The organism is Amycolatopsis sp. A1MSW2902 (genome assembly GCF_017312175.1).
Taxonomy (GTDB): Bacteria; Actinomycetota; Actinomycetes; order Mycobacteriales; family Pseudonocardiaceae; genus Amycolatopsis; species Amycolatopsis nivea.
On record NZ_QJPO01000001.1, the window covers coordinates 6,068,609 to 6,093,643 of the forward strand.

The window sequence follows — 25,035 nt, forward strand, 5'->3', positions numbered from 1 at the left end:
CCGCCGGTTAAGCCGGAAGGGGGCGCCCGCACCCGGACGCCCCCTCCTCGGTCACTCCACCAGCAGATCCTCGATCATGATCGGAATGCTCCGCACCCGGATCCCGGTCGCGTTGCACACCGCGTTCGCCACCGCGGCCGCCATGCCCACCGCGCCGATCTCGCCGACTCCGCGGGCTCCGACCGCGTTGTGCAGCGTGTCCGGGTACTCGACGAACTGCACGTCGATCTCCGGGATGTCGGCGTTGACCGGCAGCAGGTAGCTCGCGAAGTCCGCGTTCGCGGGGCGTCCGCTCGGCTCCGTTTCCAGCCCCTCGTGCAGGGCCGCCGAAACGCCCCAGATCATGCCGCCGGACAACTGGCTCCGCGCCTGCGTCGGGTTGATGATCCGGCCGCCGTCGAAGACGCCCAGCATCCTCGACACCCGGACCTCGCGCGTCAGCCGGTGCACCCGGACCTCGCAGAACTGCGCGCCGAACGAGCTGAACGAATGCTTCGTCATCTCCTCGCCCGGAGCCGAGGAACCCCTGGCGGACAAGGATTCCCGGCCGATCGCGCGCAGCAGTTCACCGAACGGCATGGTGCCGTTGTTGCCGTGCAGCAACCCCTCGGCATACGTGACGACCTCGCCCTCGAACGGCGCGCCCGGCTCGGCGGCGAGCGCCACCAATTCGTCGAGCAGTTCGGTGGCCGCGAGCATGATCGCGGTGCCGGTGCTCGCCGTGGCGGTCGAGCCGCCGGACATGCCGCCCGGCGCGAACCGGGAATCGCCCAGGTGCGGGGTGACGCGTTCCGGGTCGATGTCGAGGGATTCGGCCCCGATCGTGGCCAGCACGGTGAGCAGCCCGGTGCCCGGGTCGGCCCCGCCGGTGGACACGTCCGCGGTCCCGTCCGCGTTGAGCACGATCTCGACCGTCGCCGGGAAGCGCAGCCCCGGGAACATCGCGGTCGCCGTGCCCATGCCGACGAGCCAGTCCCCGTCGACGTGCCCGCGCGGCGACCGGTTCGCCCAGCCGAACCGCTGCGCCCCGACCTCGTAGCACTCGTCGAGGTGCTTGCTCGACCACTGCAGATCGACGCCGGGAGGAGCCAGCGAACTGTTGCGCTTTCGCAGTTCGATCGGATCCATCTCCAGCGCGATCGCGAGTTCGTCGATCGCGCTTTCGAGCGCGAACGAACCCGACGCCTCCCCGGGCGCGCGCATGAACGTGCCCGGCGGGATGTGCAGCGGCACCATCTTCTGGCTGATCGACAGGTTCTGCGTCGAGTACCACTCGCGCGAGGTGCCGTGCGACGTCGGCTCCACGAAGGACCGGCTCATCGACGTGGCCGACCAGAGTCGTGCTGCACCGCGATCAGCGTGCCGTCGCGGTCCGCGCCCAGTGCGATCTTCTGCACCGTGGCCGGCCGGTTCGCCGTCGCCGTGAACACCTGCTCGCGGGTGAGCGCGCACTTCACCGGACGGTCGAGCGCCTTGGCGGCGGCCGCGGCCAGCATCCCCGGAGCCGAGGTGCCCGCCTTGCCGCCGAACGCGCCGCCCACGTACGGGTTCACCGCGTGCACGGCCGACGGTTCGATGCCGAGCACCCCGGCCATTTCCATGGCCTGCAGGTAACTGGCCTGGTTTCCGCTGTAAAGGGTGAGCTCGCCGCCGTCCCACTTCGCGACCGCCGAATGCGGCTCCATCGCGGCGTGGTTCTGCGTCGCGGTGCGGTAGGTCTCCGAAACGACGACCGCGCTCTCCGCCAGTGCGTCCGCGATGGACTCGACCCCGTCGGCGAGCACCTCGATCGACGGCGCGCTGCCCCGGCTTTCCGGTGCGTCCTCCGCGGTCGCGAGCCCGTCCTCCATCGACGTCAGCGCGGGCTTCTCCTGGTAGGAGACCTCGATCAGCCCCGCCGCGTCCCGTGCCTGTTCGAACGTCTCCGCGACGACCAGCCCGATCGGCTGCCCGTAGAACACCACGTCCCGGTCCTGCAGCGGGAGCCACAGATCGCCCATCAGCTGCGACTTGAACGGGTGCAGCTCGAGCGGGTCGAACGGGCTGTAGACGCTCACGACCCCGGGCGCGCTCTTCGCCGCGGTGACGTCCATCGCGGTGATCTCGCCGTGCGCGATCGTGCTGAGCACGATGTACCCGTACAGCATGCCCGGGAACGTGCGGTCCAGCGCGTAATCGGCCTGGCCGGTGACTTTCCGCGGACCGTCCAGCCGCGCACTCATGCCCGGCTCCCTTCGGTCAGTTCGAGCAGCGCGCGGACGATCGTCCGCTTCAGCAGCGAAGGTTTGAACACGTTGCCGGACAACGGCTTTGCCCCCTCGACGGCCACCGCGGCGGCAGCGGCGAAGGCTTCCTCGGTCAGCTCCGCGCCGCGCAGCGCCTCTTCCACGGCGGGCAGCCGCCACGGAACCGTCCCGACTCCGCCAGCCGCCACGCGGGCGTCGGCGATCTTCCCGTCGCGCACGTCGAGCGCGACCGCCGCCGAGCACAGCGCGAACTCGTACGACTGCCGGTCGCGGATCTTGACGTACGTCGAGTTCTCCGCCCAGTCGAGCTGCGGCACGCGCACCTCGGTGATCAGCTCGCCCGGGCGCAGGTCGTGCTCGATCTCCGGGGTTTCGCCCGGCTGCCGGTAGAACTCGGTCAGCGGGACCGTCCGGGTGCCCTCGGCGCCGGCCAGCACGACCTCCGCGTCGAGCGCGACCAGCGCGACCGCGACATCGCTGGCGTGGGTGGCCACACAGGAATCACTGGTGCCGAAGATCGCGTGCATCCGGTTGACGCCGGAAATCGCCGAACAGCCGCTGCCCGGAGCACGCCGGTTGCACGGCATCGCGACGTCCCGGAAATACGAACACCGGGTGCGCTGCATCAGGTTTCCGCCGATGCTGGCCATGTTCCGCAACTGCTGCGACGCGCTGAGCAACAGCGCGCGCGAGATCGCCGGGTACACGCCGGGATGCGCGGCGATGTCGCCCATCCGCTCCAGCGCGCCGAAGCGCAGGCCGTCCGCGGTGTCGATGCCCCGCAGCGGAAGGTCGTTGATGTCCAGCACCTGCTGCGGGGTGAGAACGTCGAGCTTCATCAGGTCGACCAGGGTGGTGCCGCCCGCGAGGTAGGTGCCCGCGCTGCCCAGCGCGTCCTCGACGGTGGCGGGTGCGGTGAGCTCAAACGGTCGCATCGGCCTGCCTCGCCTGCTCCACGGCGCGCACGATGTTCGGGTACGCCGAACAACGGCACAGATTTCCGGACATGAACTCGCGGACGTCGGACACGTCGTCGCGCACCGCGGCGACCGCCGACATCACCTGCCCGGACGTGCAGAACCCGCACTGCAGCGCGTCCTGGTCCACGAACGCCCGCTGCACCGGGTGCAGTTCGTCCTCGGCGGACAGTCCTTCGACGGTGGTGACGGGACCGCGCACGGCGGCCGCGAGCGTGAGGCAGGACAGCACCGGCTTGCCGTCGACGTGCACGGTGCAGGCACCGCACTGACCGCGGTCGCAGCCCTTCTTCGGGCCGGTGATGCCGAGCCGCTCGCGCAGCGCGTCCAGGAGGGTCACTCCCGGATCGACGCCGAGCTCCTCGGTTGTTCCATTGACTTCAAGGGAAATGTCCACAGTAGGGTTCGCTTTCCCGCAGCCCGTCCGCGGCGGACGTCCTGCGGCGTGATGGTGGTGGTGACGGCCCTTCGGGAACGCGAGCCGCCGGAGGTTAAACCGGATATTCATCCGCTTGGCTCGCTTTGACCGAGGCTAGCGGATTAGAATCCGCTACGCAACGAAGTGGAGCTACTCCAGGTGACGCTGGAGCAGCTCCAGGTCAGGCAAGCGAAGCACCCCGGGAGGCGCGATGCCGGTGAGCCCGCGGCGGGCGGACACCCGGCGCAACCACGAACGGATCCTCGCGGTCGCGGCGGAAACCGTGAGCCGGGCAGGAGAAGTGTCGTTCAACGCGGTCGCCAAGGAGGCGGGCGTCGGCGTCGGCACGGTGTACCGGCACTTCCCCACGCCGGAGTCGCTGGTGCTGGCCGTCTACGAACGCGAGGTGAACCAGCTCGTCGAGATCGTGCCCGAATTGCTCGCCGAGTATTCCCCCGATCAGGCGCTGCGCGTCTGGATCGTGGACCACCTGGCGCACTACATGATGACGAAACGCGGGCTGGCCAACGCGTTGCGCGCGTCGCAGAGCGAACTGCCGACGCAGGCGTACGCGCGGATGCTCGACGCGCTCGACACCCTGCGCGAGGCGAACGCGGAGGCAGGCACGATCCGCCCGGACCTGAAGACGGAAACCCTGATGCGCGGTCTCGGCGGGCTGTTTTTCCTTACCCCGGAAGGAGATTGGAAAGCCGAGACGGAAGGGGTGGTGGACCTGGTGTGGCACGGGATGCGGCTGGACTGACCCCGGCATCAAGCCGCGGTGAGGGTTTCGACGACGGTCCTCGCGCTGGCTTTCGGGTATGCCGTCGGACCGTCACCACGAATTCCGGGGCATCGGCCTCGCGGTCGGCCGGATTCATTGCCGATCAGGGCGGCGAGTGGCCCGAGCGCCGCTCCCACGCCAGCGGTCTCGAAAGTCTGGGCCAGGCGCGATCACTCCGAAGTGGACAGCACCTTCAGATCGACCCCGGCCCGCTCGAAATGCCCCCGCGGATCCGGCACCAGCTTGCGCTTCTCCAGATCCATCAGCCCCAGCGTGCACTTGATCTCGGCCGACAGCGTCCCGTCCAGCTTGACGATCCGCGAGGCCATCCAGAACACCTTGCCGTCGCCGAACGAGGCGTCGCAGGTCACGTCCACCACGTCGCCGGCGCGCAGTTCCCGCCGGTACACGATGTTCGATTCGAGCAGCACCGGCGCGAGATGCGATTCGTGCAGGGTGTTGCCGCCTGCCGCCTCGAAGACTTCCAGCCGCGAAACCTCGCCGTACGAGTGGTAGACGGCGTGGTTCAGGTGGCCCAGCGTGTCGAGTTCGTAGTGGCGCACCTTGATCCGGGTGCGGAACGGTTCGCGGTCGGTCACGAGGTCCAGGCTAGTTGTCGTAGAAGAGTTCCTCGACCACGGCGTGCGCGTGCCGCGTCACACGGCGGTAGGCGTCGAGGAACTCGCCGGGGTCGTCGTCCACCGAGTAGCCGAACACGCGCGCCACCGCGGCCAGGTCGCGGCCGGTGCCGGGCACCTCGTCCGCTGCCTTGCCGCGCACCAGCATCGTCGCGTTGCGCACGCGCGTGGCCAGCAGCCAGGCCTCGCGCAACGAGTCCACCGCCTCGGCCGACGCGAGGCCCGCTTCGGCCAAGGCGGTCAGCGCGTCGAGGGTCGACGTCGTCCGCAGGCCAGGCACCTCGTGCGCGTGCTGCAACTGCAGAAGCTGGACGGTCCACTCGACGTCGGCGAGACCGCCGCGGCCGAGTTTGGTGTGCCGGGTCGGGTCGGCGCCACGCGGGAGCCGTTCGGTCTCCACCCGCGCCTTGATCCGCCGGATCTCGCGCGCGTCCGTCGGGTCGAGCCCGCCTTCCGGATAGCGCAACGGGTCGATCATCTCGATGAACCGCTGGCCGAGCTCCTCGTCCCCGGCGACGAACCGGGCCCGCAGCAACGCCTGCGATTCCCACACCTCGCCCCAGCGCTGGTAGTACGCGCGGTACGACTCCAGGGTCCGCACGAGCGGCCCGCTGCGTCCTTCCGGCCGGAGATCCGCGTCGACGACCAGCGCCGGGTCCGCGCTCGGCGCGCCGAGGATCTTCCGCACCGTCTCCGCGACCGACGAGGCGAACCGCAGCGCTTCGGCGTCCGGAACGCCTTCCGCGGGCTCGCAGACGAAGAGGACGTCGGCGTCCGAGCCGTAGCCCAGTTCCGCCCCGCCGAGCCGTCCCATGCCGATGACCGCGATCGTCGCCGGAGTACGCCCCAGCTCAGCCTGCCGTTGCCGATAAGCCGCCGACAGCGCTCCCTGCAACACCGCGACCCACACGCTCGACAGCGCTTCGCAGACCGACGGAACATCCAGCAGTCCCAACAAATCCGCGCACGCGACGCGAAGCAGCTCATGCCGACGCAGCGACCGAGCAGCGGTGACCGCCGCGCGCAGCCCAGGCTGACGACGTACGGCGGCCCGAAGCGACGTCGCCACTTCGGCTGGCGTACGTCCGGTCAACCGAGCCGGATCTCCCAGCAGCTGCAGCACTTCCGGCGCGCGGACGAGCAGGTCCGGAACCAGGTTCGATGTGCCGAGCAGGAAAGCGAGCCGCTCGACGACCGTGCCCTCGTCACGCAGCACCCGCAGGTACCACGGCGTGTCCTGAAGCGCCTCGGACACCTTGCGATACGAGAGCAGCCCACCGTCCGGATCCGGCGTGTCAGCGAGGCAATCGAGCAACACCGGAAGCAGCGCCTGCTGAATCGCCGCGCGCCGCGACACCCCGGCGGTCAACGCCTTGATGTGCTGCAACGCCCCTTCCGGCGCGGCATACCCGAGCGCTGCGAGCCGGCTCGCAGCCTGTTTCGTGGTGAGCCGCAACGCTTCCGTCGGCACATTCGCCACCGACTGCAGCAGCGGACGGTAGAAGACCTTCTCGTGCAGCCGCCGAATCCCCTGCGCGTGCCGGCGGAACTCGGCGAGCAACGCCTCGCCCTGACTGCGTCCGCGCACCGGCCGAATCCCGCAGGCACGCGCGAGAATCCGCAGCTCATCGGTGTCCGACGCGGCCGGGAACAGGTGCGTCCGCCGCAACCGGCGCAACTGCAGCCGGTGCTCGACGGTGCGCAGGAACTCGTACGACGAGCTCATCTCCGCCGCGTCCGCGCGGCCGACGTACCCGCCGTCGCCCAGCGCGGCCAATGCGTCCAAAGTGGACGAAGAACGCAGCGCGGGATCGACCCGGCCGTGCACGAGCTGCAGCAGCTGCACGGCGAACTCGACGTCGCGCAATCCGCCGCGGCCCAGCTTCAGCTCGCGTTCGAGATGCTCCGACGCGACGTGGTCCTCCACCCGCCGGCGCATCTGCTGGACCTCGGTCACGAAGTTCTCGCGGTCCGCGGCCGACCACACCATCGGCGCGACCATCTCCGCGTACTGGCGTCCCAGTTCGGCGTCGCCCGCCACCGGACGCGCCTTCAGCAAAGCCTGGAACTCCCAGGTCTTCGCCCACTTCTGGTAGTACGCGGTGTGCCCTTCGAGCGTGCGCACCAGGGCCCCGCTCTTGCCTTCCGGCCGCAACGCCGCGTCGACCTCGAAGCACGCGTTGCCGACCAGCCGCATCATCGTGCTGGCCAGCCGGGTCGCGACGCCGAGGTCGCCGGCCCCGACGAAGATGACGTCGACGTCGCTCACGTAGTTCAGCTCGCGGCCGCCGGTCTTGCCCATCGCGATCACCGCGAGCGTGCCTTCGGCGGACGCGCCGACCTCCTGCTCGGCGACGACGAGCCCGGCCTGCAACGAAGCCTCGGCGAGAGTGGTCAGCTCGCTGGCTACATCGCGGAACTCCGGATGTTCCAGCCCGGGTTCGACGAGGTGGCCGAGGTCAGCCGCGGCGATGCCGAGCAGCAGCCCGCGGTAACCGGCCCGCAGCTCGGATTCGGCGGCGGTCCCGGTGAGGTACGTCCCGTCGTCCTGCCGGACCCGCTCGAGCAGCCGCTCCGCGAACTTCGCCGGGTCGGTGCACCGGTTGTCCGCGAGACACCGCCACTCCCCCGGATTGGCGACGAGGAAATCCGCCAACGCGGTGGAGGTGCCGAGCACGCCCAGTAGCCGACCGCGGAACGTGCGGTTCTCGCGGAGCGTTCTGTCCAGCTCAGACCAGCCGGGTTCGTCGGCCTCGCGAATGCGGTCGAGCCCGGCCAGCGCGAGATCCGGATCCGCGGCACGGGAGAGAGCGAGGAGGACGTCGGTGGCGCCGTCGGCGGGTCCGCCTTCGGTCCACCAGCCCGCGGCGCGCAGTTGACCGTCGGCCCGGGTGTCAGTGAAGCCGTACCTGGCCGCCGAAGCTGTGGTCCGCGCGCGCTCTGCCATCGCTCACACCGTAGCCGGACCCGGGGCGGTTCAGGCAGCCAGGCGGTCCGGTTCGGTGTCGACAGCGGAGGGTTCGGGGACCTGGAAGCTGTGTGCGGTGACGGGTTTGCGCCGGGAAAGGAGGTAGATCCCGGCCGCGAAGAGAATCCCGGCGACGCCGACCGCGATCGTCCCGGCCTCGCCGAGCGAGGCGATCTTGCCCGCCGCCGCGCCGACGATCGCCGCCGCGGGCAGCGTGAACAGCCACGCGAGCACCATCCGGCCCGCCATCCGCCAGCGCACCGGAGCCTCACGACGGCCCACACCGGAGCCGATGATGCCGCCCGAGCAGACGTGCGTGGTCGACAGCGGGAAACCGAGGTGCGAGGACAGCAGGATCACGACTGCGCTGCTGGTCTGCGCGGAAAAGCCCTGCGGGCCTTCGATGTCGGTGAGGCCCTTGCCGAGGGTGTGGGTGATGCGCCAGCCGCCGAGGTAGGTGCCGAGCGCGAGCGCGGACGCCGCACTGATGATCACCCAGACGGGCGGCGCGGACCCGGCGGGGAGACTGCCGGCCGCTACGAGGGTCAGGGTGATGACACCCATGGTTTTCTGCGCGTCGTTGGTGCCGTGCGCGAGCGAGACCAGCGACGCGGAGACGATCTGTCCGACCCGGAAACCCCGGCCGCCGCGCTTGCGCACCAGGAACCGGTAGACGAAGTACGTGACCGCGGCCGCCGCCACGCCCGCGATGATCGGCGACGCCGCGGCCGGGACGAGCACCTTGTCCACGATCTTGCCGAAGTGGACGGAGTCCGCGCCCGCGGACACCCAGGTCGCGCCGATCAAGCCGCCGAACAGCGCGTGCGACGAACTCGAAGGCAGGCCGACGTACCAGGTGAAGAGGTTCCAGACGATCGCCCCGATGAGCCCGCCGAACACGATGGCGGGCCCGATCCTCGTCTCGTCGACGAGACCGCTGGAAATCGTTTTCGCGACCTCGACCGACAGGAACGCGCCGGCCAGGTTCAGCACCGCGGAGATCGCGACGGCGACGCGGGGCCGGAGTGCTCCGGTGGCGATCGAGGTCGCCATCGCGTTCGCCGTGTCGTGGAAGCCGTTGGTGAAATCGAAAACCAGCGCCGTGCAGATCACGACGACAACGAGCAGCGAGGGGTCCACCCCGACCTCCGAACCCTACGGAAATACCTCTCGCAAGGTACCTGACCGTTTGGGTGAACCGTTAACTCGCCGTAAGTGATTCCGACGTCATCCGTTAAGCCAGCGGCAACTGGCGTTGACTTTCCGGAGCCGCCTCCAGCTTCCCGGCGGCCAACTGGACGAACCGGCGCGCGAACGGACGCCACGTCTCGGCGATGTCCGCGTGCGCTGAGATCAGGCTCTCCTCCTCCAGCGCGCCCGGACGGGTGAGTTCCGCCATTTCCGGTGCCGCCTCGGCCCAGGCGCGGACGACGTCCGGCGTGGTCTCGATGTGGAACTGGACACCGTAGACACAACGGTTCATCCGGTACGCCTGGTGCGGGTACTTCGGAGTGGACGCGAGCAGCTCGGCGCTCTGCGGCAGGACGGTGATGACGTCACCGTGGAACTGCAGGACGTCTGGGAGGAAGGGCATGTCCGCGAAGAGCGGATCGACCCACGCGGCGTCCTTCTTGGAAACGAGCCCCGGCCCGACCTCGGGACCGGACTCGCCCTTCGCGACCTGCCCGCCGGTCGCGACGGCGAGCAGCTGCGAACCGAGACAGATCCCGAGCGTCGGCAAGGCATGCCCCGCCGCGGTGGCGAGCAGCTTCCGGACGTCGGCGAGCCAGGGGTGCTTCGCGTCGTCGAGCGCGCCCATGCCGCCGCCGAGACAGATCAACCCGTCGTACCCGTCGAGGCTCGAGGGCAACTCCTGCTCCGGCGGCAGCCGCACGTCGAGTTCCGCGCCGGCCTCGGTGAGCCACTCCCCGAGCGGGCCGATGGGATCGCTGGCGTCGGGCTGGATGATGAGCAGACGAGTCACGGCGTCCAGGGTACGGGCTGTACGGCCTCCGTCGGATAGCCGTGGGCGAGCCAGGTCGTGATGCCGCCGGAGAGCCGTTTCACGGTGAAGCCGAGCTGCGCGAGCCGGTACGCGCCCTGGGTGGCGGCGTTGCAGTAGATGCTCTCGCAGTAGCAGACGTAGACGAGGTTCCGGTCGAGGTCACGGGTGCTTTCCTCGGTCATTTCCCGGTACGGCAAGCAGATCGCGCCCGGCAGATGAGCTTCGGCGTACGCGCCCGGGCTGCGGGTTTCGACGAGGACGTAACCATCGGTGCGTCCGTCGGCGAGGTCCTGGGCGAGGTCGACCGGGTCGACCTCGAAGGCGCGCTCACGCCCGAAGTACTCGACGGCGTTGGCGGCTTCGCGGGGAAGGGAGAGGATGCGCGGTTTCACACTGATGATCCTCCCGTTCCGGTCCTGGTCCGGGACAGGGGAAGATCCAGGTGTTCCGCCGTCCTCACCAGGGTTTTCCGGGTCTGGACGGCAGTTGGCCTTGAGTTTCTGAGAGGGTGCCGCGATGGACCTGGACGACGTTGACCGGCACCTGCTGAAGCTGCTCCAGTCCGACGGCCGCCTGACGTTCTCGGAACTCGGCCGCCGGGTCTCGCTGTCCGCCCCCGCCGTGACGGAACGAGTGCGCCGGCTGGAACAGCACGGGGTGATCACCGGCTACGCGGCACGCGTCGATCCGGAGAAACTGGGCCGCCCGATCCAGGCGATCGTCCGAGTTCGCGTCCGGAGCCTGGACGGCCCGCGCTTCCGCGAGACGATCCTTCCGCTGCCGGAGATCACGGACGCCGATCACGTCACCGGTGACGAATGCTGGCAGCTCCGCGTGCACTGCCGCACGACGGCCGAGCTGGAGCGTTTTGTGGAACAGGCCCAGCGCTACGGCGAGACGACGACCTCGCTGGTGTTCTCGTCGCCCGTCCGAGGCCGCGGGCTGCCGCTGTGACCCGGACATGACGAAGGCCCGGTTCCCCGTGTGGGGTTCCGGGCCTCGTACTTGTCCGTGAAAATGAGTCTGGGCCCCGGGAAAACCCATTTCGGGTTCTCGACCGGGGCCCAGACTGTCAGGTTAAGTTCGGCGGTGTCCTACTCTCCCACAACCCTTCGGTTGCAGTACCATCGGCGCAGTCAGGCTTAGCTTCCGGGTTCGGAATGGGACCGGGCGTTTCCCTGACGCTAAAACCACCGAAACACTCCGAAACAACACACACCCACCCCTCGAGGGGCGACCGGTGTGGTGTTTCAGAACCGTAGAGTGGATGCGTAACATCTTCGTGGGCAAGTCCTCGGCCTATTAGTACCAGTCAACTCGACAACACATTACTGTGCTTCCATTTCTGGCCTATCAACCCAATCGTCTCTTGGGGGCCTTAACCCACATGGGGTGGGATACCTCATCTTGGAACAGGCTTCCCGCTTAGATGCCTTCAGCGGTTATCCCTTCCGAACATAGCCAACCAGCCATGCCACTGGCGTGACAACTGGCACACCAGAGGTCCGTCCGTCCCGGTCCTCTCGTACTAGGGACAGCCTTCCTCAAGTATCCTGCGCGCGCGGCGGATAGGGACCGAACTGTCTCACGACGTTCTAAACCCAGCTCGCGTGCCGCTTTAATGGGCGAACAGCCCAACCCTTGGGACCTACTCCGGCCCCAGGATGCGACGAGCCGACATCGAGGTGCCAAACCATGCCGTCGATATGGACTCTTGGGCAAGATCAGCCTGTTATCCCCGGGGTACCTTTTATCCGTTGAGCGACACCCCTTCCACCAGGAGGTGCCGGATCACTAGTCCCGACTTTCGTCCCTGCTCGACATGTCTGTCTCACAGTCAAGCTCCCTTGTGCACTTGCACTCGACACCTGATTGCCAACCAGGCTGAGGGAACCTTTGGGCGCCTCCGTTACCCTTTAGGAGGCAACCGCCCCAGTTAAACTACCCATCAGGCACTGTCCCTGAACCAGATCATGGTCCGAGGTTCAGATTCCCAATCCGACCAGAGTGGTATTTCAACAACGACTCCACACCCACTAGCGTGAGCGCTTCACAGTCTCCCACCTATCCTACACAAGCCGAACCGAAAACCAATACCAAACTATAGTAAAGGTCCCGGGGTCTTTCCGTCCTGCCGCGCGTAACGAGCATCTTTACTCGTAATGCAATTTCGCCGGGCCTGTGGTCGAGACAGCCGGAAAGTCGTTACGCCATTCGTGCAGGTCGGAACTTACCCGACAAGGAATTTCGCTACCTTAGGATGGTTATAGTTACCACCGCCGTTTACTGGCGCTTAAATTCTCAGCTTCACCCCCCGAAAGGAGTTAACCGGTCCTCTTAACGTTCCAGCACCGGGCAGGCGTCAGTCCATATACATCGTCTTGCGACTTCGCATGGACCTGTGTTTTTAGTAAACAGTCGCTTTCCGCTGGTCTCTGCGGCCAACCACCGCTCCACCCGCAAGGGGTATCACAGTGCTTGGCCCCCCTTCTCCCGAAGTTACGGGGGCATTTTGCCGAGTTCCTTAACCACAGTTCACCCGATCGCCTTGGTATTCTCTACCTGACCACCTGTGTTGGTTTGGGGTACGGGCCGTGCATGCACTCACTAGAGGCTTTTCTCGACAGCATAGGATCACCCACTTCGCCTCAAACGGCTACGCATCACGTCTCAGCCTATATGCCATGCGGATTTGCCTACATGACGGCCTACACGCTTACACCAGGACAACCATCGCCTGGCGGAGCTACCTTCCTGCGTCACCCCATCGCTTGACTACTACGGAATCAGGTCCCACGCTCCACACACGGCCTCCGTCCGAAGACTTCAACCGCGGCTTCGGGTGGTTAGTGTCAACCGCCTCGCCATGGGCGCACATGCTCGGGTACGGGAATATCAACCCGTTGTCCATCGACTACGCCTGTCGGCCTCGCCTTAGGTCCCGACTTACCCTGGGCGGATTAGCCTGGCCCAGGAACCCTTGGTCATCCGGCGGCAGAGTTTCTCACTCTGCATTCGCTACTCATGCCTGCATTCTCACTCCCGCACCCTCCACGACTCGCTTCCGCGGCCGCTTCCCTGGATGCAGGACGCTCCCCTACCCATCCACACCACTGCACAAGAACCCGAAAGCTCTTGCGGATGTATTGTGTGAATGACACAGCTTCGGCGGTGTGCTTAAGCCCCGCTACATTGTCGGCGCAGGACCACTTGACCAGTGAGCTATTACGCACTCTTTCAAGGGTGGCTGCTTCTAAGCCAACCTCCTGGTTGTCTGGGCAATCCCACATCCTTTCCCACTGAGCACACACTTAGGGGCCTTAGCTGGTGTTCTGGGCTGTTTCCCTCTCGACGACGAAGCTTATCCCCCGCCGTCTCACTGCCGCGCTCTCACTAACCGGTATTCGGAGTTTGGTTGATTTCGGTAACCCGGTAAGGCCCCTAGACCATCCAGTAGCTCTACCCCCGGCAAGAAACACGCGACGCTGCACCTAAATGCATTTCGGGGAGAACCAGCTATCACGGAGTTTGATTGGCCTTTCACCCCTACCCACAGCTCATCCCCTCAGTTTTCAACCTAAGTGGGTTCGGGCCTCCACGACGTCTTACCGTCGCTTCACCCTGGCCATGGGTAGATCACTCCGCTTCGGGTCTAGACCACGCGACTATTTCGCCCTATTCAGACTCGCTTTCGCTACGGCTACCCCACCCGGGTTAACCTCGCCACGCAGCACTAACTCGCAGGCTCATTCTTCAAAAGGCACGCCATCACGTCGAAACGCTCTGACGGCTTGTAGGCACACGGTTTCAGGTACTCTTTCACTCCCCTCCCGGGGTACTTTTCATCTTTCCCTCACGGTACTCGTCCGCTATCGGTCTTCAGGAAGTATTTAGGCTTACCGGGTGGTCCCGGCAGATTCACAGCAAATTCCACGAGCTCGCTGCTACTCGGGAACACCAAACAAACACACGCAACATGTTTTCGCGTACGGGACTCTCACCCACTCCGGTCCGCCATCCCAAGCGGTTCCACTAACACGCGCGCACATTCCGAGGACTGTCAGATCCTCGACGCTGGGTCCCACAACACCGCCTGCACAACGCCTGACAGCTTGACATGCAAACGGTTTAGCCTCTTCCGCTTTCGCTCGCCACTACTCACGGAATCACTTTTGTTTTCTCTTCCTGCGGGTACTGAGATGTTTCACTTCCCCGCGTTCCCTCCGCACCGGCTATATATTCACCGGCGGGTAACACCACATCACTGGTGCTGGGTTTCCCCATTCGGAAATCCTCGGATCACAGCTCGGTTGACAGCTCCCCGAGGCATATCGCAGCCTCCCACGTCCTTCATCGGCTCCTGAAGCCAAGACATCCACCATGTGCCCTTAACAACTTGACCACAAAGATGCTCGCATCCACTCTACAGTTCTCAAACACCACACCAGAAACAACGTGTGTTGCCTCAGGACCCAACAGCGTGCAGTGAACACCCGACCACCCGGACTCCGCTCCCCCGTTCCACACGGCAAGCCGCAGTACTGAGCAGGAACATCATCCACCGTCGCCGGCGATAACCAGTAGTTCCACAATTCCTTGAGCAAGCCCGGCAACACCACACGCGGGTGTTAGACCGTGCCCACTCCCGACCGTGGCCGGGATGTGTTGTGCTCCTTAGAAAGGAGGTGATCCAGCCGCACCTTCCGGTACGGCTACCTTGTTACGACTTCGTCCCAATCGCCAGTCCCACCTTCGACCACTCCCTCCCTTGCGGGTTGGGCCATGGGCTTCGGGTGTTACCGACTTTCATGACGTGACGGGCGGTGTGTACAAGGCCCGGGAACGTATTCACCGCAGCGTTGCTGATCTGCGATTACTAGCGACTCCGACTTCACGCAGTCGAGTTGCAGACTGCGATCCGAACTGAGACCGGCTTTAAGGGATTCGCTCCACCTCGCGGTATCGCAGCCCTCTGTACCAGCCATTGTAGCATGTGTGAAGCCCTGGACATAAGGGGCATGATGACTTGACGTCATCCCCACCTTCCTCCGAGTTGACCCCGGCAGTCTCCCACGAGTCCCCGCCATGACGCGCTGGCAACGTAGGATAAGGGTTGCGCTCGTTGCGGGACTTAACCCAACATCTCACGACACGAGCTGACGACAGCCATGCACCACCTGTACACCAACCACAAGGGAAGCCCCATCTCTGGGGATGTCTGGCGCATGTCAAGCCCAGGTAAGGTTCTTCGCGTTGCATCGAATTAATCCACATGCTCCGCCGCTTGTGCGGGCCCCCGTCAATTCCTTTGAGTTTTAGCCTTGCGGCCGTACTCCCCAGGCGGGGCGCTTAATGCGTTAGCTACGGCACGGACAACGTGGAATGTCGCCCACACCTAGCGCCCAACGTTTACAGCGTGGACTACCAGGGTATCTAATCCTGTTCGCTCCCCACGCTTTCGCTCCTCAGCGTCAGTATCGGCCCAGAGACCCGCCTTCGCCACCGGTGTTCCTCCTGATATCTGCGCATTTCACCGCTACACCAGGAATTCCAATCTCCCCTGCCGAACTCAAGTCTGCCCGTATCGACTGCACGCTGAAGGTTAAGCCTCCAGATTTCACAGCCGACGCGACAAACCGCCTACGAGCTCTTTACGCCCAATAATTCCGGACAACGCTCGCACCCTACGTATTACCGCGGCTGCTGGCACGTAGTTAGCCGGTGCTTCTTATCCAGGTACCGTCACTTGCGCTTCGTCCCTGGCGAAAGAGGTTTACAACCCGAAGGCCGTCATCCCTCACGCGGCGTCGCTGCATCAGGCTTGCGCCCATTGTGCAATATTCCCCACTGCTGCCTCCCGTAGGAGTCTGGGCCGTGTCTCAGTCCCAGTGTGGCCGGTCACCCTCTCAGGCCGGCTACCCGTCGTCGCCTTGGTAGGCCATTACCCCACCAACAAGCTGATAGGCCGCGGGTTCATCCCATACCGCCGGAACTTTCCACCCCCCACCATGCGGTGAAAGGTCATATCCGGTATTAGACCCAGTTTCCCAGGCTTATCCCAGAGTACAGGGCAGATTACCCACGTGTTACTCACCCGTTCGCCACTCATCCCCGGCCGAAACCGGTTCAGCGTTCGACTTGCATGTGTTAAGCACGCCGCCAGCGTTCGTCCTGAGCCAGGATCAAACTCTCCAACAATGTCTTCAAGTTCGATCGAGACTACTTCTCAATCATTTCTCAAAGGAAACCCCGACGAGGGGGTTTCATATAAGCTCTACTGGCTTAGTTCACTAGCACACTGTTGAGTTCTCAAGCAACACACCCCGAACCAGCCCCGGAATCAACCAGGCCAAGCTCGATGCGTTATTTCAAGCTTTTGGTCGAGCATGCCGGTACCTACAAGGCTAGTCGTAGGGAGTCGGCGGCCGCTCGTGGGCCGACGCTGAACATTACCTGGTCCGTTTCGCGGTGTCAACCCGCTCGGCCCTGGCTCCTGGTCGGTGAGGCTTTCGGCCCCGCCGGCCCGGTGTTCCTGGCGACGAAGAGAAGATTACATGCCTTCCAACCACCCGAAAACAGGGGGGTCACTTAACGGCATCGACCCTGGTCAGAGGGTTGCCAGCGCGCCGATTCGACCGCTTCGAGGGCCGCGGACCGCGCTCCGAAGGGCCCCGGAAAGGCCCCGAGTGACCCAGGTCTCCCCCATCGGGCGAGCCTCCTGCTGCCGAAGACCCCGGAACCAGACCCGATTCAGCAGGTCAGCGCCCTGCCCGACCACCGCGGCGCAAGCGATCTCGCCGGAAAAGCAAGCCGCCGGCCAGTACAAGGGCACTGACCGGCGGCCGCCACAAACCTTCACCCGCTCCGGGCAACCCCAACCGGATTAGCCGGGCAGCTTCGGCAGGTACCGGGGCGGAACCCGGACCGGCGCGACCCGCATGTAGTCCGCGGCCAGCGCGAGCATCTTGCCGTCCGTCCACTGTCCGCCCATGAACGAAATCCCCACCGGAAGCGGTCCGACCGAACCGGCCGGGACCGTCACGTCCGGGTAGCCCGCCACCGCTGCCGGCGTCGAGGACGGGATCACGTCGTTGTCGCCGACCTTGCAGTCCGTCTTCCAAGCCGGCGGGTTCGTCGGCGACGCGATGGCGTCCAGGTCGTACTTCGCGAGGGTCTCGTCCAGCGACCGGCGCGACAGGTCCGTCAGCTCCGCGCGGTTCTTCAGATAGGTCGGATCCTGCGGGCCGGGTGCGGCGAGCGCCTGTTCGAACAGCTCCTGACCAGCGAAGCAGGTGCGTTCCAGCGGGTCGGCGCGGTTGTACGCGATGAGGTCCGCCAGGTTCCGCGGGCCGGTGGGCCGCGTGGCGAGGTACGCGTCGATGTCGCGGTGGAACTCGGTCAGCAGCGCCGGGAATTCCAGCTCGGAGAGCCGGTCCTGGTACGGCAGCGTCACCTCGACGACCGTCGCGCCCGCGCGTTCCAGCGAAGCCTTCGTCTTGCTGACCACGGCGTCCGTGTCCGGGCCGAGCACTGGCAGCCGCCACAGGCCGATCCGGGCGCCGCGCAGGACGCCGGGGCGGAGAAGTTTCGCGTAGTCGGTCGGCTGGGTCGACGGGTAGCGCAGGGTGGCCGGGTCGGACGGGTCGCGGCCCTGCAGCACCGAGAGCGTCAACGCGGTGTCGACGACGTTGCGCGCGATGGGTCCCGCCGTGTCCTGCTCCGCGGAGATCGGGACGACGCCGGTGCGGCTGACGAGCCCGAGACTCGGTTTGTGCCCGACGGTCGCGGTCATCCCGGCCGGGCACACGATCGACCCGTCGGTCTCGCTGCCGATCGCGACCTGGGCGAGCGACGCGGCGACGCCCGCCGCGGATCCGGCGGAAGAACCGCACGGGTTGTGGTCCAGGACGTACGGGTTGTTGGTCTGGCCGCCGACGCCGGACCAGCCGGAAGTCGGCTTCGCGGCGCGGAAGTTGGCCCATTCCGACAGGTTCGCCTTGCCGAGGATCACCGCGCCCGCGTCGCGCAGCCGGGTGATCAGCGTGGCGTCCTTGGCCGGACGGCTGCGCAGCGCGCGCGAACCGGCGGTGGTCTGCTGGTCGTGGGTGTCGACGTTGTCCTTGACCAGCACCGGGATCCCGTCGAGCGGACCGCGGGTGCGGCCGGTCCGGTGCCGGACGTCGCTGGCCGCGGCTTGCGCGAGCGCCGCCGGGTTGAGCGCGAGGACGGCGTTGACCTTCGGGTCCAGCACCCGGATCCGGGCGAGATACGCGCTGGTCAGCCGGGTCGCGGTGAGCTGCCCGGCCGCCATCCGGTGCTGCAGCGACGGGATGTCGGCGCGGTCGAGGTCGAAGTGCAGTTCGGCCGGGTCCGCGTGGTCAGTCTCCATCGCGACCGCCGGCGGCGCGGTGGCCAAGCCCGCCGCCGCGACCAGTGCGGCGAGTACGGCGGGCAGTCTTTTTCCCATGTTCCGATGCCTCCCCAACGTCGGAGCACGGCCCCGGGGTCCGGTTCAGAGCATCGGCAACAGGGTCCGGAGCTCGTACGGAGTGACCGCGCTCCGGTAGTTGTCCCACTCGACCCGCTTGTTGCGCAAGAAGAAGTCGTAAACGTGCTCGCCGAGCGCTTCCGGCAGCAGCTCGGACTTCTCCATCTCGGCGAGCGCCTCGCCGAGGTTCTGCGGCAACTGGGAGTAGCCGGCGGCGCGGCGTTCGGAATCCGACAGCTGCCAGATGTTGTCCTCGGCGGGCGGCGGCAGCTCGTAGCCCTTTTCGATGCCCTTCAGCCCCGCGGCCAGTATCACCGAGTAGGCCAGATACGGGTTGCACGCCGAATCGAGCGTGCGGATCTCGACGCGCCGCGACGAGGCCTTGCCCGGCGAGTACATCGGCACGCGCACGAGCGCCGAGCGGTTCGCCCTCCCCCACGACACCGTCGTGGGCGCCTCGCTGCCGCTGATCAGCCGTTTGTAGGAGTTGACCCACTGATTGGTGACCGCGGAGATTTCCTTGGCGTAGTGCAGGACGCCGGCGACGAACGCCTTTCCGGTCTCGGAAAGCTCGTGCGGGTCCTCCGCGTCGTAGAACGCGTTGCGGTCGCCTTCGAACAGGCTGACGTGGGTGTGCATGCCGGAGCCGGGCTGGTCGGTGAACGGCTTCGGCATGAAGGTCGCGCGCACGCCCTGGGTCAGCGCGACCTCCTTGACGACGTAACGGAACGTCATCACGTTGTCGGCCATGGTGAGGGCGTCGGCGTAGCGAAGGTCAATTTCCTGCTGGCCCGGCGCGCCCTCGTGGTGGCTGAACTCGACCGAGATGCCCATCGCCTCGAGGGTCTCGATCGCGTGCCGGCGGAAGTGCGTCGCGGTGGCGTGGCTGGCCTGGTCGAAGTAGCCGCCGTTGTCGGCGGGCTCGGGCTCGCTGCCGTCGTCGGGGAGGTTGGCGAGCAGGAAGAACTCGATCTCCGGGTGCACGTAGCAGGTGAATCCGGCTTCGCTGGCCTTCGACAGCTGGCGGCGCAGCACGTGCCGCGGGTCGGCCCAGGACGGCGAACCGTCGGGCATCGCGATGTCGCAGAACATGCGCGCGGAGTACGGGCCGCCGTCGGGGGTTTCCCACGGCAGCACCTGGAACGTCGACGGGTCGGGCTTGGCGACCATGTCCGACTCGTAGACGCGCGCGAAGCCCTCGATGGCCGAGCCGTCGAACCCGATGCCCTCGCTGAACGCGCCCTCCAGTTCGGCGGGCGCGACCGCGACGGACTTCAGGAATCCCAGCACGTCGGTGAACCACAGGCGGACGAAACGGATGTCGCGCTCTTCCAAGGTGCGGAGCACGAATTCCTGCTGGCGATCCATGGCCGAACCCTAACCAGCACGTGTTAACGCCATGTTTCACGGGTCACCCACAACGGCGGCGGATTCACGCCACCTGCGCGAGCTGGGTTTTCCCGGGTTTCCTCGACCGGGTGATCGACAACGACGCGACCGAGGCGATCACCGCGAGCCCGGCGGCGACGTACCAGGCGATCGCGTAATCGCCGAACTGGTCCCGCACCGCGCCGGCGGCGGAGGCGGCGAACGCCGCGCCCAGCTGGTGGCAGGCGAAGACCCAGCCGAACACGATCGGACCGGCTTCCCCGAAGGAGCGGCTGCAGAGCGCGACGGTCGGCGGGACGGTCGCGACCCAGTCCAGACCGTAGAAAAGGATGAACGCCCACATGCTCGGCTGGACCGAATTCGTGAACAGCTGCGGCAACAGGGCGAGCGAAACTCCCCGCAACGCGTAATAGATGCCGAGCAGGATCCGCGGGTCGACACGGTCGGTGAGCCATCCCGACGCGATCGTTCCCACCACGTCGAAGACACCGACCAGTGCGAGCAGGCTCGCCGCGGTCGTCTGCGGCATGCCGTGGTCGTGCGCGGCCGGGACGAAGTGCGTGCTGACCAACCCGTTCGTGGTCGCCCCGCAGATCGCGAATCCGACAGCGAGTAGCCAGAACGTCCGGGTGCGCGCGGCCTGGAACAGCACCGACAGACCGCGGCGGACAGTGCCGACCTTCGGTGCCGGACGCTCCACTTCGGCGTCTTCGGGCGCTCCGTACGCGACAGTGCCGATGTCGGCGGGGTGGTCGCGTACGGCCAACAGCACGACCGGGACCACGGCGAGAGCCGCGATGGCGATGACCATGGACGCTGTCCGCCAGCCGTCGTCCGCCGCGAGCGACGCGATCAAGGGCAGGAAGATCAGCTGCCCGGTCGCCCCGGCGGCGGTGAGCACGCCGGTTACGACGCCGCGGTGGCGGATGAACCAGCGCGTCGCGACCATCGCGGCGAAGCTCATCGCCATCGAGCCGGTGCCGAGGCCGACGAGCACGCCCCAGCAGAGGATCAACTGCCAGCTGGCACTCATGAAGACGGTGCCGCCCGCGCCGAGAGCGACGACGCACAGCGCGGTAGCCGCGACCCGGCGAATGCCGAACCGTTCCATCAGCGCGGCGGCGAAGGGCGCGAAGAGGCCGTACAGAACGAGGTTGACCGAGACGGCGGACCCGATCGTGGCGCGGGACCAGCCGAACTCTTCGTGCAACGGATCGATCAGGACGCCCGGCGCGGCGCGGAAGCCGGCGGCGGCGAGGAGGGCGACGAACGCGGCCGCCGCGACGAACCAGGCGCGATGCAGGCGGCGGGCAGGACGGGTCTCAACGGTCACGAGCAGACAGTCTGGTGCGCCGGAAGCCTCGGTGACAGTGGCCGGAAGGACACTGTGCGAAAGGATCGGGCCAGCCAAGTAGGCTCTCGGCCATGCTCAGCCGACGTGTCCTGCCGGCGCTGCTGCTCCTCGGGCTGGTCGGCGGTTGCACCGCGGCACCCCCCTTGCCCGCGGCGGACGGGTTGCTCGCCGCCGCCAAGACGAACTTCGCCAAGGTCGCCAGCCTGCACTTCTCGGTCGGCGTCAACGGCGTGCTGCCCGGCCTGCCGATGACCAAGCTCGTCGGCAACGCGACCCTCAAACGCGGCGGGCAAGCGAGCGGCAGCGCGGAATTCACCGATCGGTCGTTCTCGTTCACCGTCTCCGGGCCCACCGCGACCACAAAGGACACGAAGGGTCGCGAAACGAACGGCCCCACGCCCTTCACCGTCGACCGGTTCCTCGGCCCGCACGGCGGCCTGATCCGGCTCCTCGACTCGCTCCAGCAGCCGAAAACCGAAATCCGCGAGACGATCCAGCACGTCGACGGGTACCGCGTCGGCGGAACCGTGCCCCAAGCGGTCGCGGCGAACCTGGTGCCGCAGATCCACGACGACGTGAACGTGAAGATCTGGGTGACGGTCGCCGAACCGCACCGGTTCGCGCGGATGTGGCTGCAGGTGCCGCCTGCGACGAACCGCGACAGTCCGGTGATGTACGAGGTGCTGCTGACGGATCAGCAGCCTTAACAGTCGCCGGTGCGGGCGATGGCCGTGCTGAGGTAGGTCGTTGTGGCTTTGTCGACGCAGGCGTTGCCCTTGAGGAACGCTGCGTGCTGTACGTCGTCGACAGTCAGCAGTGCGGCGTTGAGGTCTTTCGCGAGCGATACGCCCTGGCGGTAGGGCGTAGCTGGGTCATGCGTGGTTGAGATGACGAGCGTCTTCGGCAGGCCGGGTGCGGACGGACGGTGCGGCCGTGAGGTCGGCGGTACCGGCCAAGTCGAGCAAGTGTCGAGTTCGTGCGCGTCGGGTGAGCTGCCAGCCAGGAACGGTGCGCCGGTGCGCATTTGGCGGTGCGCGGCGTCGATGGTCGCGCGGTCGGTGACGCGGTCGTAGTCGACGCAGCGGACGGCGTAGTAGGCGTCGAAGGCTCCGCTGTAGTGGCCGTTCTGGTCGCGTTGGTAGTAGTCGTCGGCTAGCTGAAGCAGCTTCGCGCCGTTATGCGTGGTCGCTAGTTCTTCCAATGCTTGCTGCAAATTCGGCCACTGCGCGCGGGAGTAGAGCGCGGCTTCTGTCGCGGTGACGGCGTCGGCGAAAGACAGCGTGCGTCCGGGCAGGGCAGAGACCGGAAGGCTCGCGATTCGCTGGAAGGCTGCGGTCGCGTCGCTGGTTAGCGGGCATCCAGGTCGCTTCGCGCACCACTGCGCGAAGCGGGTGAAGGCGTCCTGAAAACCGGCAGTCTGGGCGATCAGCGTCTGCGGCAAGTTCTGCGCGGGGTCGATGGCTCCGTCGAGGACCATGGCGCGCACTTTGTCCGGGTACGCCTCTGCGTACGCGGAACCGATCTGCGTGCCGTACGAGTAACCGACGTACGTGAGTTTCGTGTCGCCGAGGGCGGCACGGAGCGCGTCGAGATCGCGTACGACTTCTCGCGTGCCTACGTGTGCGAGGAACTCCGCGCTGGTCTTCTTGAGACAGTCAGCCGCTCCCCCGGTGTCTGACGCACGAGCGGCGTCTTGTTCGGCATCCGACCGGCACCTGATCCGCGGCTCACTCGCGTGAACACCGCGAGGGTCGAAGCCGACCAAGTCGAACTGCTCAGCAAGCTTTCCGGCAGGTCCCGCCAACGTGGCCGCCGCAGTCATCCCCGAACTGCCCGGCCCGCCGGGGTTGAGCACGAGCGATCCGATCCGGTGTGCCGGATCTGTGGCCCGGTGCCGCAGCAAACCGATCGACACTGTCGGGCCCTGCGGGCTCGCGTAGTCGAGTGGAACCGTCAGCCGAGCACAGTCGACCGACTCGTCCGCGTACAGGCTCTTCTCGGCAGCGGTCTGCGCGTACGGCGCACACGGTCCCCACTCGAGCGTTGCCCGCTGGCTCGCGCAAGCCGTAGCAGCGAGCATCATCGCCACCACGACCGTCGCGAGCCAGCGCAATCTCAGTTGGCCTTACAGCGCGTGCCGTCCGGAGGCGTGGTGCCGTCGATCAGGTACGCGGTGGCTGCCTTGTCGACGCAGGCGTTGCCTTGCAGGAACACCGTGTGCTGCGTCCCCTCGAAGGTGAGCAGTGACCCCTTCAGCGCCTTCGCGAGGTTCACGCCCGCCTGGTACGGCGTTGCCGGGTCGTTCGTTGTCGAGATCGTCAGCGTCTTCGGCAGGCCTTCGACGTTCGGTTCGTGCGGCTTCGACGTGTTCGGCACCGGCCAGAACGCGCACGCGTCACGGGCGGAACTGGGTTGGCGGCCGTCGTCCAAGAAGGGCGCGGCCTTTACGTATTTCTCCTGGCCTTCCAGGATCTGCTTCGGATCGGTGACGCGCGGGTCGTCTACACAGCGAATCGCGACGAAGGCGTCCTGCGTGGTGCCGTAGCTGCCGTCCGGATTGCGCTCGTTGTAGATGTCGGCCAGCTTCTCGAGCGTGGCGCCGCGCTGCAGCTTCAGTTCGTTCAGCCCGGTGTTCAGGTACTCCCAGAGATTCTGCTGGTAGAGGGCCTGTATGGCACCCGTCGTGGCGTCGTCGTACGACAGCTTGCGGCCGTCGCCGACCGGAACCGGGAAGTCGATCAGCCGGCGCGTGAGGTCTTGAAACTGCTTCGTCGCGTCAGCCGGGTTGTTGCCGAGCGCGCAGTCCTGACGCGCCGCGCACCACTTCGCGAACTCGTTGAACGCGCCGCCGAAGCCCTGGCCCTGCGCGACGAGCGAGTCTTCCGTGCTCTGCGTCGGGTCGACAGCGCCGTCGAGGACGAGCGCGCGCACGTTCTTCGGGAAGGTCTCCGCGTACGTGGACCCGATGCGCGTGCCGTACGAGTAACCGAGGTACGTGAGCTTCTGGTCACCGAGGACGCTTCGCAGCACGTCCATGTCCTTGACGACGTCGCGCGTACCGACGTGCGCGAGCATGTCGTCGCCGTACTTCGTCCGCTGTGCGCACTTCGCGGCGAAGTCCTTCTGCTCTGTTTCCTGCTTCGTGACGCCCGCGGGAGAACCGTCGGTCTCGCTGTCGTCGGCGCGGTCGGCGTCGCGCTCGGGTCCGGTCAGGCATTGGATCTGCGGTTCGCTCGCGCCGATGCCGCGCGGGTCGAAGCCGACGAGGTCGAACCGGTCGCCGAGATCGGACTTCGACACCTGGTCGATCAGGCCCGCAGCGGCGACCATGCCCGAAGCGCCCGGTCCGCCCGGGTTCACCACGAGCGAACCGATTTTCTCGCCCGGATCGCTCGCACGGTGCCGCAGCACGCCGATGGTGATCGTCTGGCCGTCCGGTTTGTCATAGTTCAACGGAACGGTGAGGCGTCCGCACTCGATTCCCTGCGCCTTGAACGCCGACCGGGCGTCGGCCGAGGTCGCGTAGGGTGCACACGCGGACCAGGACATGCTCTGCCCGTAGAACCGGTCCAGTCCGGCGGGCACCGGGCCCACCGGAGCGTGCGATTCGACCGTCGGCGCGGACGCGGCCTGGTCGGGCTTGGACGTGCACGCCGCGAGCGTGGTCGCGAGCAGGCCGGCAGCCGCGAACACGACTAACGGATGGACTTTCGGGCTGGCGCTGGGATGACGGGACACGGTTTGATCGTGCCATCCGGGCGCGGAACT

General features: G+C 66.6%; 15 protein-coding genes, 3 rRNA genes and 1 pseudogene. 3 read left to right on the plus strand and 16 right to left on the minus strand.

Translation table 11 applies throughout. The features are described from left to right. Positions 1 to 51: 51 nt before the first annotated feature. The 3 genes and pseudogenes from DMP23_RS27890 to DMP23_RS27900 form a co-directional block, all read right to left on the minus strand. Positions 52 to 2,222: pseudogene (locus tag DMP23_RS27890) on the minus strand (xanthine dehydrogenase family protein molybdopterin-binding subunit). Beyond that, complete coding sequence (locus DMP23_RS27895; RefSeq protein WP_337823017.1) at positions 2,219 to 3,181, minus strand: FAD binding domain-containing protein; 963 nt, start codon at positions 3,179 to 3,181, stop codon at positions 2,219 to 2,221. The pseudogene DMP23_RS27890 and the gene DMP23_RS27895 overlap by 4 nt, the downstream one beginning before the upstream one ends. Next, complete coding sequence (locus DMP23_RS27900) at positions 3,168 to 3,620, minus strand: (2Fe-2S)-binding protein (protein WP_337823018.1); 453 nt, start codon at positions 3,618 to 3,620, stop codon at positions 3,168 to 3,170. Before DMP23_RS27900 ends, DMP23_RS27895 begins: the two co-directional genes overlap by 14 nt. 232 nt (positions 3,621 to 3,852) lie before the next feature. Between DMP23_RS27900 and DMP23_RS27905 the strand changes: the two genes are divergently transcribed. Then, positions 3,853 to 4,404: a TetR/AcrR family transcriptional regulator gene (locus DMP23_RS27905; RefSeq protein ID WP_134669753.1), complete on the plus strand. Its 552-nt coding sequence runs from the start codon at positions 3,853 to 3,855 to the stop codon at positions 4,402 to 4,404. Between the two features lie 191 nt (positions 4,405 to 4,595). Here DMP23_RS27905 and DMP23_RS27910 read toward each other — a convergent pair whose 3' ends face one another. From DMP23_RS27910 to DMP23_RS27930, 5 genes are all read right to left on the minus strand, one after another. Further along, positions 4,596 to 5,024, minus strand: a complete 429-nt coding sequence (locus tag DMP23_RS27910) for an acyl-CoA thioesterase (RefSeq protein WP_337823019.1) — start codon at positions 5,022 to 5,024, stop codon at positions 4,596 to 4,598. A 10-nt stretch (positions 5,025 to 5,034) separates the two neighbouring features. Further along, positions 5,035 to 8,010, minus strand: a complete 2,976-nt coding sequence (locus tag DMP23_RS27915; RefSeq protein WP_337823020.1) for a bifunctional [glutamine synthetase] adenylyltransferase/[glutamine synthetase]-adenylyl-L-tyrosine phosphorylase — start codon at positions 8,008 to 8,010, stop codon at positions 5,035 to 5,037. A 30-nt stretch (positions 8,011 to 8,040) separates the two neighbouring features. Then, on the minus strand, positions 8,041 to 9,171 hold the full coding sequence (locus DMP23_RS27920) for an inorganic phosphate transporter (RefSeq protein WP_037818247.1): 1,131 nt from the start codon (positions 9,169 to 9,171) through the stop codon (positions 8,041 to 8,043). Positions 9,172 to 9,265: 94 nt separating this feature from the next. Beyond that, complete coding sequence (locus DMP23_RS27925) at positions 9,266 to 10,015, minus strand: type 1 glutamine amidotransferase (protein ID WP_337823021.1); 750 nt, start codon at positions 10,013 to 10,015, stop codon at positions 9,266 to 9,268. Then, a complete protein-coding gene (locus DMP23_RS27930) occupies positions 10,012 to 10,428 on the minus strand; it encodes a rhodanese-like domain-containing protein (RefSeq protein ID WP_337823022.1) in 417 nt (138 codons plus the stop codon). Before DMP23_RS27930 ends, DMP23_RS27925 begins: the two co-directional genes overlap by 4 nt. Before the next feature lie 124 nt (positions 10,429 to 10,552). Here DMP23_RS27930 and DMP23_RS27935 point away from each other — a divergent pair, with 124 nt between their 5' ends. Beyond that, positions 10,553 to 10,990, plus strand: a complete 438-nt coding sequence (locus DMP23_RS27935) for an Lrp/AsnC family transcriptional regulator (RefSeq protein WP_337823023.1) — start codon at positions 10,553 to 10,555, stop codon at positions 10,988 to 10,990. A 127-nt stretch (positions 10,991 to 11,117) separates the two neighbouring features. Here DMP23_RS27935 and rrf read toward each other — a convergent pair. The 6 genes from rrf to DMP23_RS27965 all read right to left on the minus strand — a co-directional run bounded on the left by rrf (position 11,118) and on the right by DMP23_RS27965 (position 21,246). After that, a 5S ribosomal RNA gene (gene rrf / locus DMP23_RS27940) occupies positions 11,118 to 11,234 on the minus strand. A gap of 84 nt (positions 11,235 to 11,318) precedes the next feature. Beyond that, positions 11,319 to 14,438: ribosomal RNA gene (locus DMP23_RS27945) — 23S ribosomal RNA — on the minus strand. 276 nt (positions 14,439 to 14,714) lie between these two features. Beyond that, a 16S ribosomal RNA gene (locus DMP23_RS27950) occupies positions 14,715 to 16,234 on the minus strand. The 16S, 23S and 5S rRNA genes sit together here, the layout of an rRNA operon. A gap of 685 nt (positions 16,235 to 16,919) precedes the next feature. Beyond that, a complete protein-coding gene (locus DMP23_RS27955) occupies positions 16,920 to 18,503 on the minus strand; it encodes an amidase (protein ID WP_037815695.1) in 1,584 nt (527 codons plus the stop codon). Positions 18,504 to 18,548: 45 nt separating this feature from the next. After that, entirely contained in the window at positions 18,549 to 19,892 is a 1,344-nt protein-coding gene (glnA, locus tag DMP23_RS27960; protein ID WP_037368721.1) for a type I glutamate--ammonia ligase, read from the minus strand. 64 nt (positions 19,893 to 19,956) lie between these two features. Continuing rightward, positions 19,957 to 21,246: an MFS transporter gene (locus DMP23_RS27965; protein ID WP_337823024.1), complete on the minus strand. Its 1,290-nt coding sequence runs from the start codon at positions 21,244 to 21,246 to the stop codon at positions 19,957 to 19,959. A 92-nt stretch (positions 21,247 to 21,338) separates the two neighbouring features. Between DMP23_RS27965 and DMP23_RS27970 the strand changes: the two genes are divergently transcribed. Next, positions 21,339 to 21,974, plus strand: a complete 636-nt coding sequence (locus tag DMP23_RS27970) for an LppX_LprAFG lipoprotein (RefSeq protein ID WP_337823025.1) — start codon at positions 21,339 to 21,341, stop codon at positions 21,972 to 21,974. Here DMP23_RS27970 and DMP23_RS27975 read toward each other — a convergent pair. Then, positions 21,971 to 23,380, minus strand: coding sequence for an alpha/beta hydrolase (locus DMP23_RS27975; protein WP_337823026.1), 1,410 nt, complete (start codon positions 23,378 to 23,380; stop codon positions 21,971 to 21,973). The two genes, DMP23_RS27970 and DMP23_RS27975, sit on opposite strands and share 4 nt — an antisense overlap. Before the next feature lie 2 nt (positions 23,381 to 23,382). After that, positions 23,383 to 24,960, minus strand: coding sequence for an alpha/beta hydrolase (locus DMP23_RS27980; RefSeq protein WP_443111359.1), 1,578 nt, complete (start codon positions 24,958 to 24,960; stop codon positions 23,383 to 23,385). Positions 24,961 to 25,035: the final 75 nt, after the last annotated feature.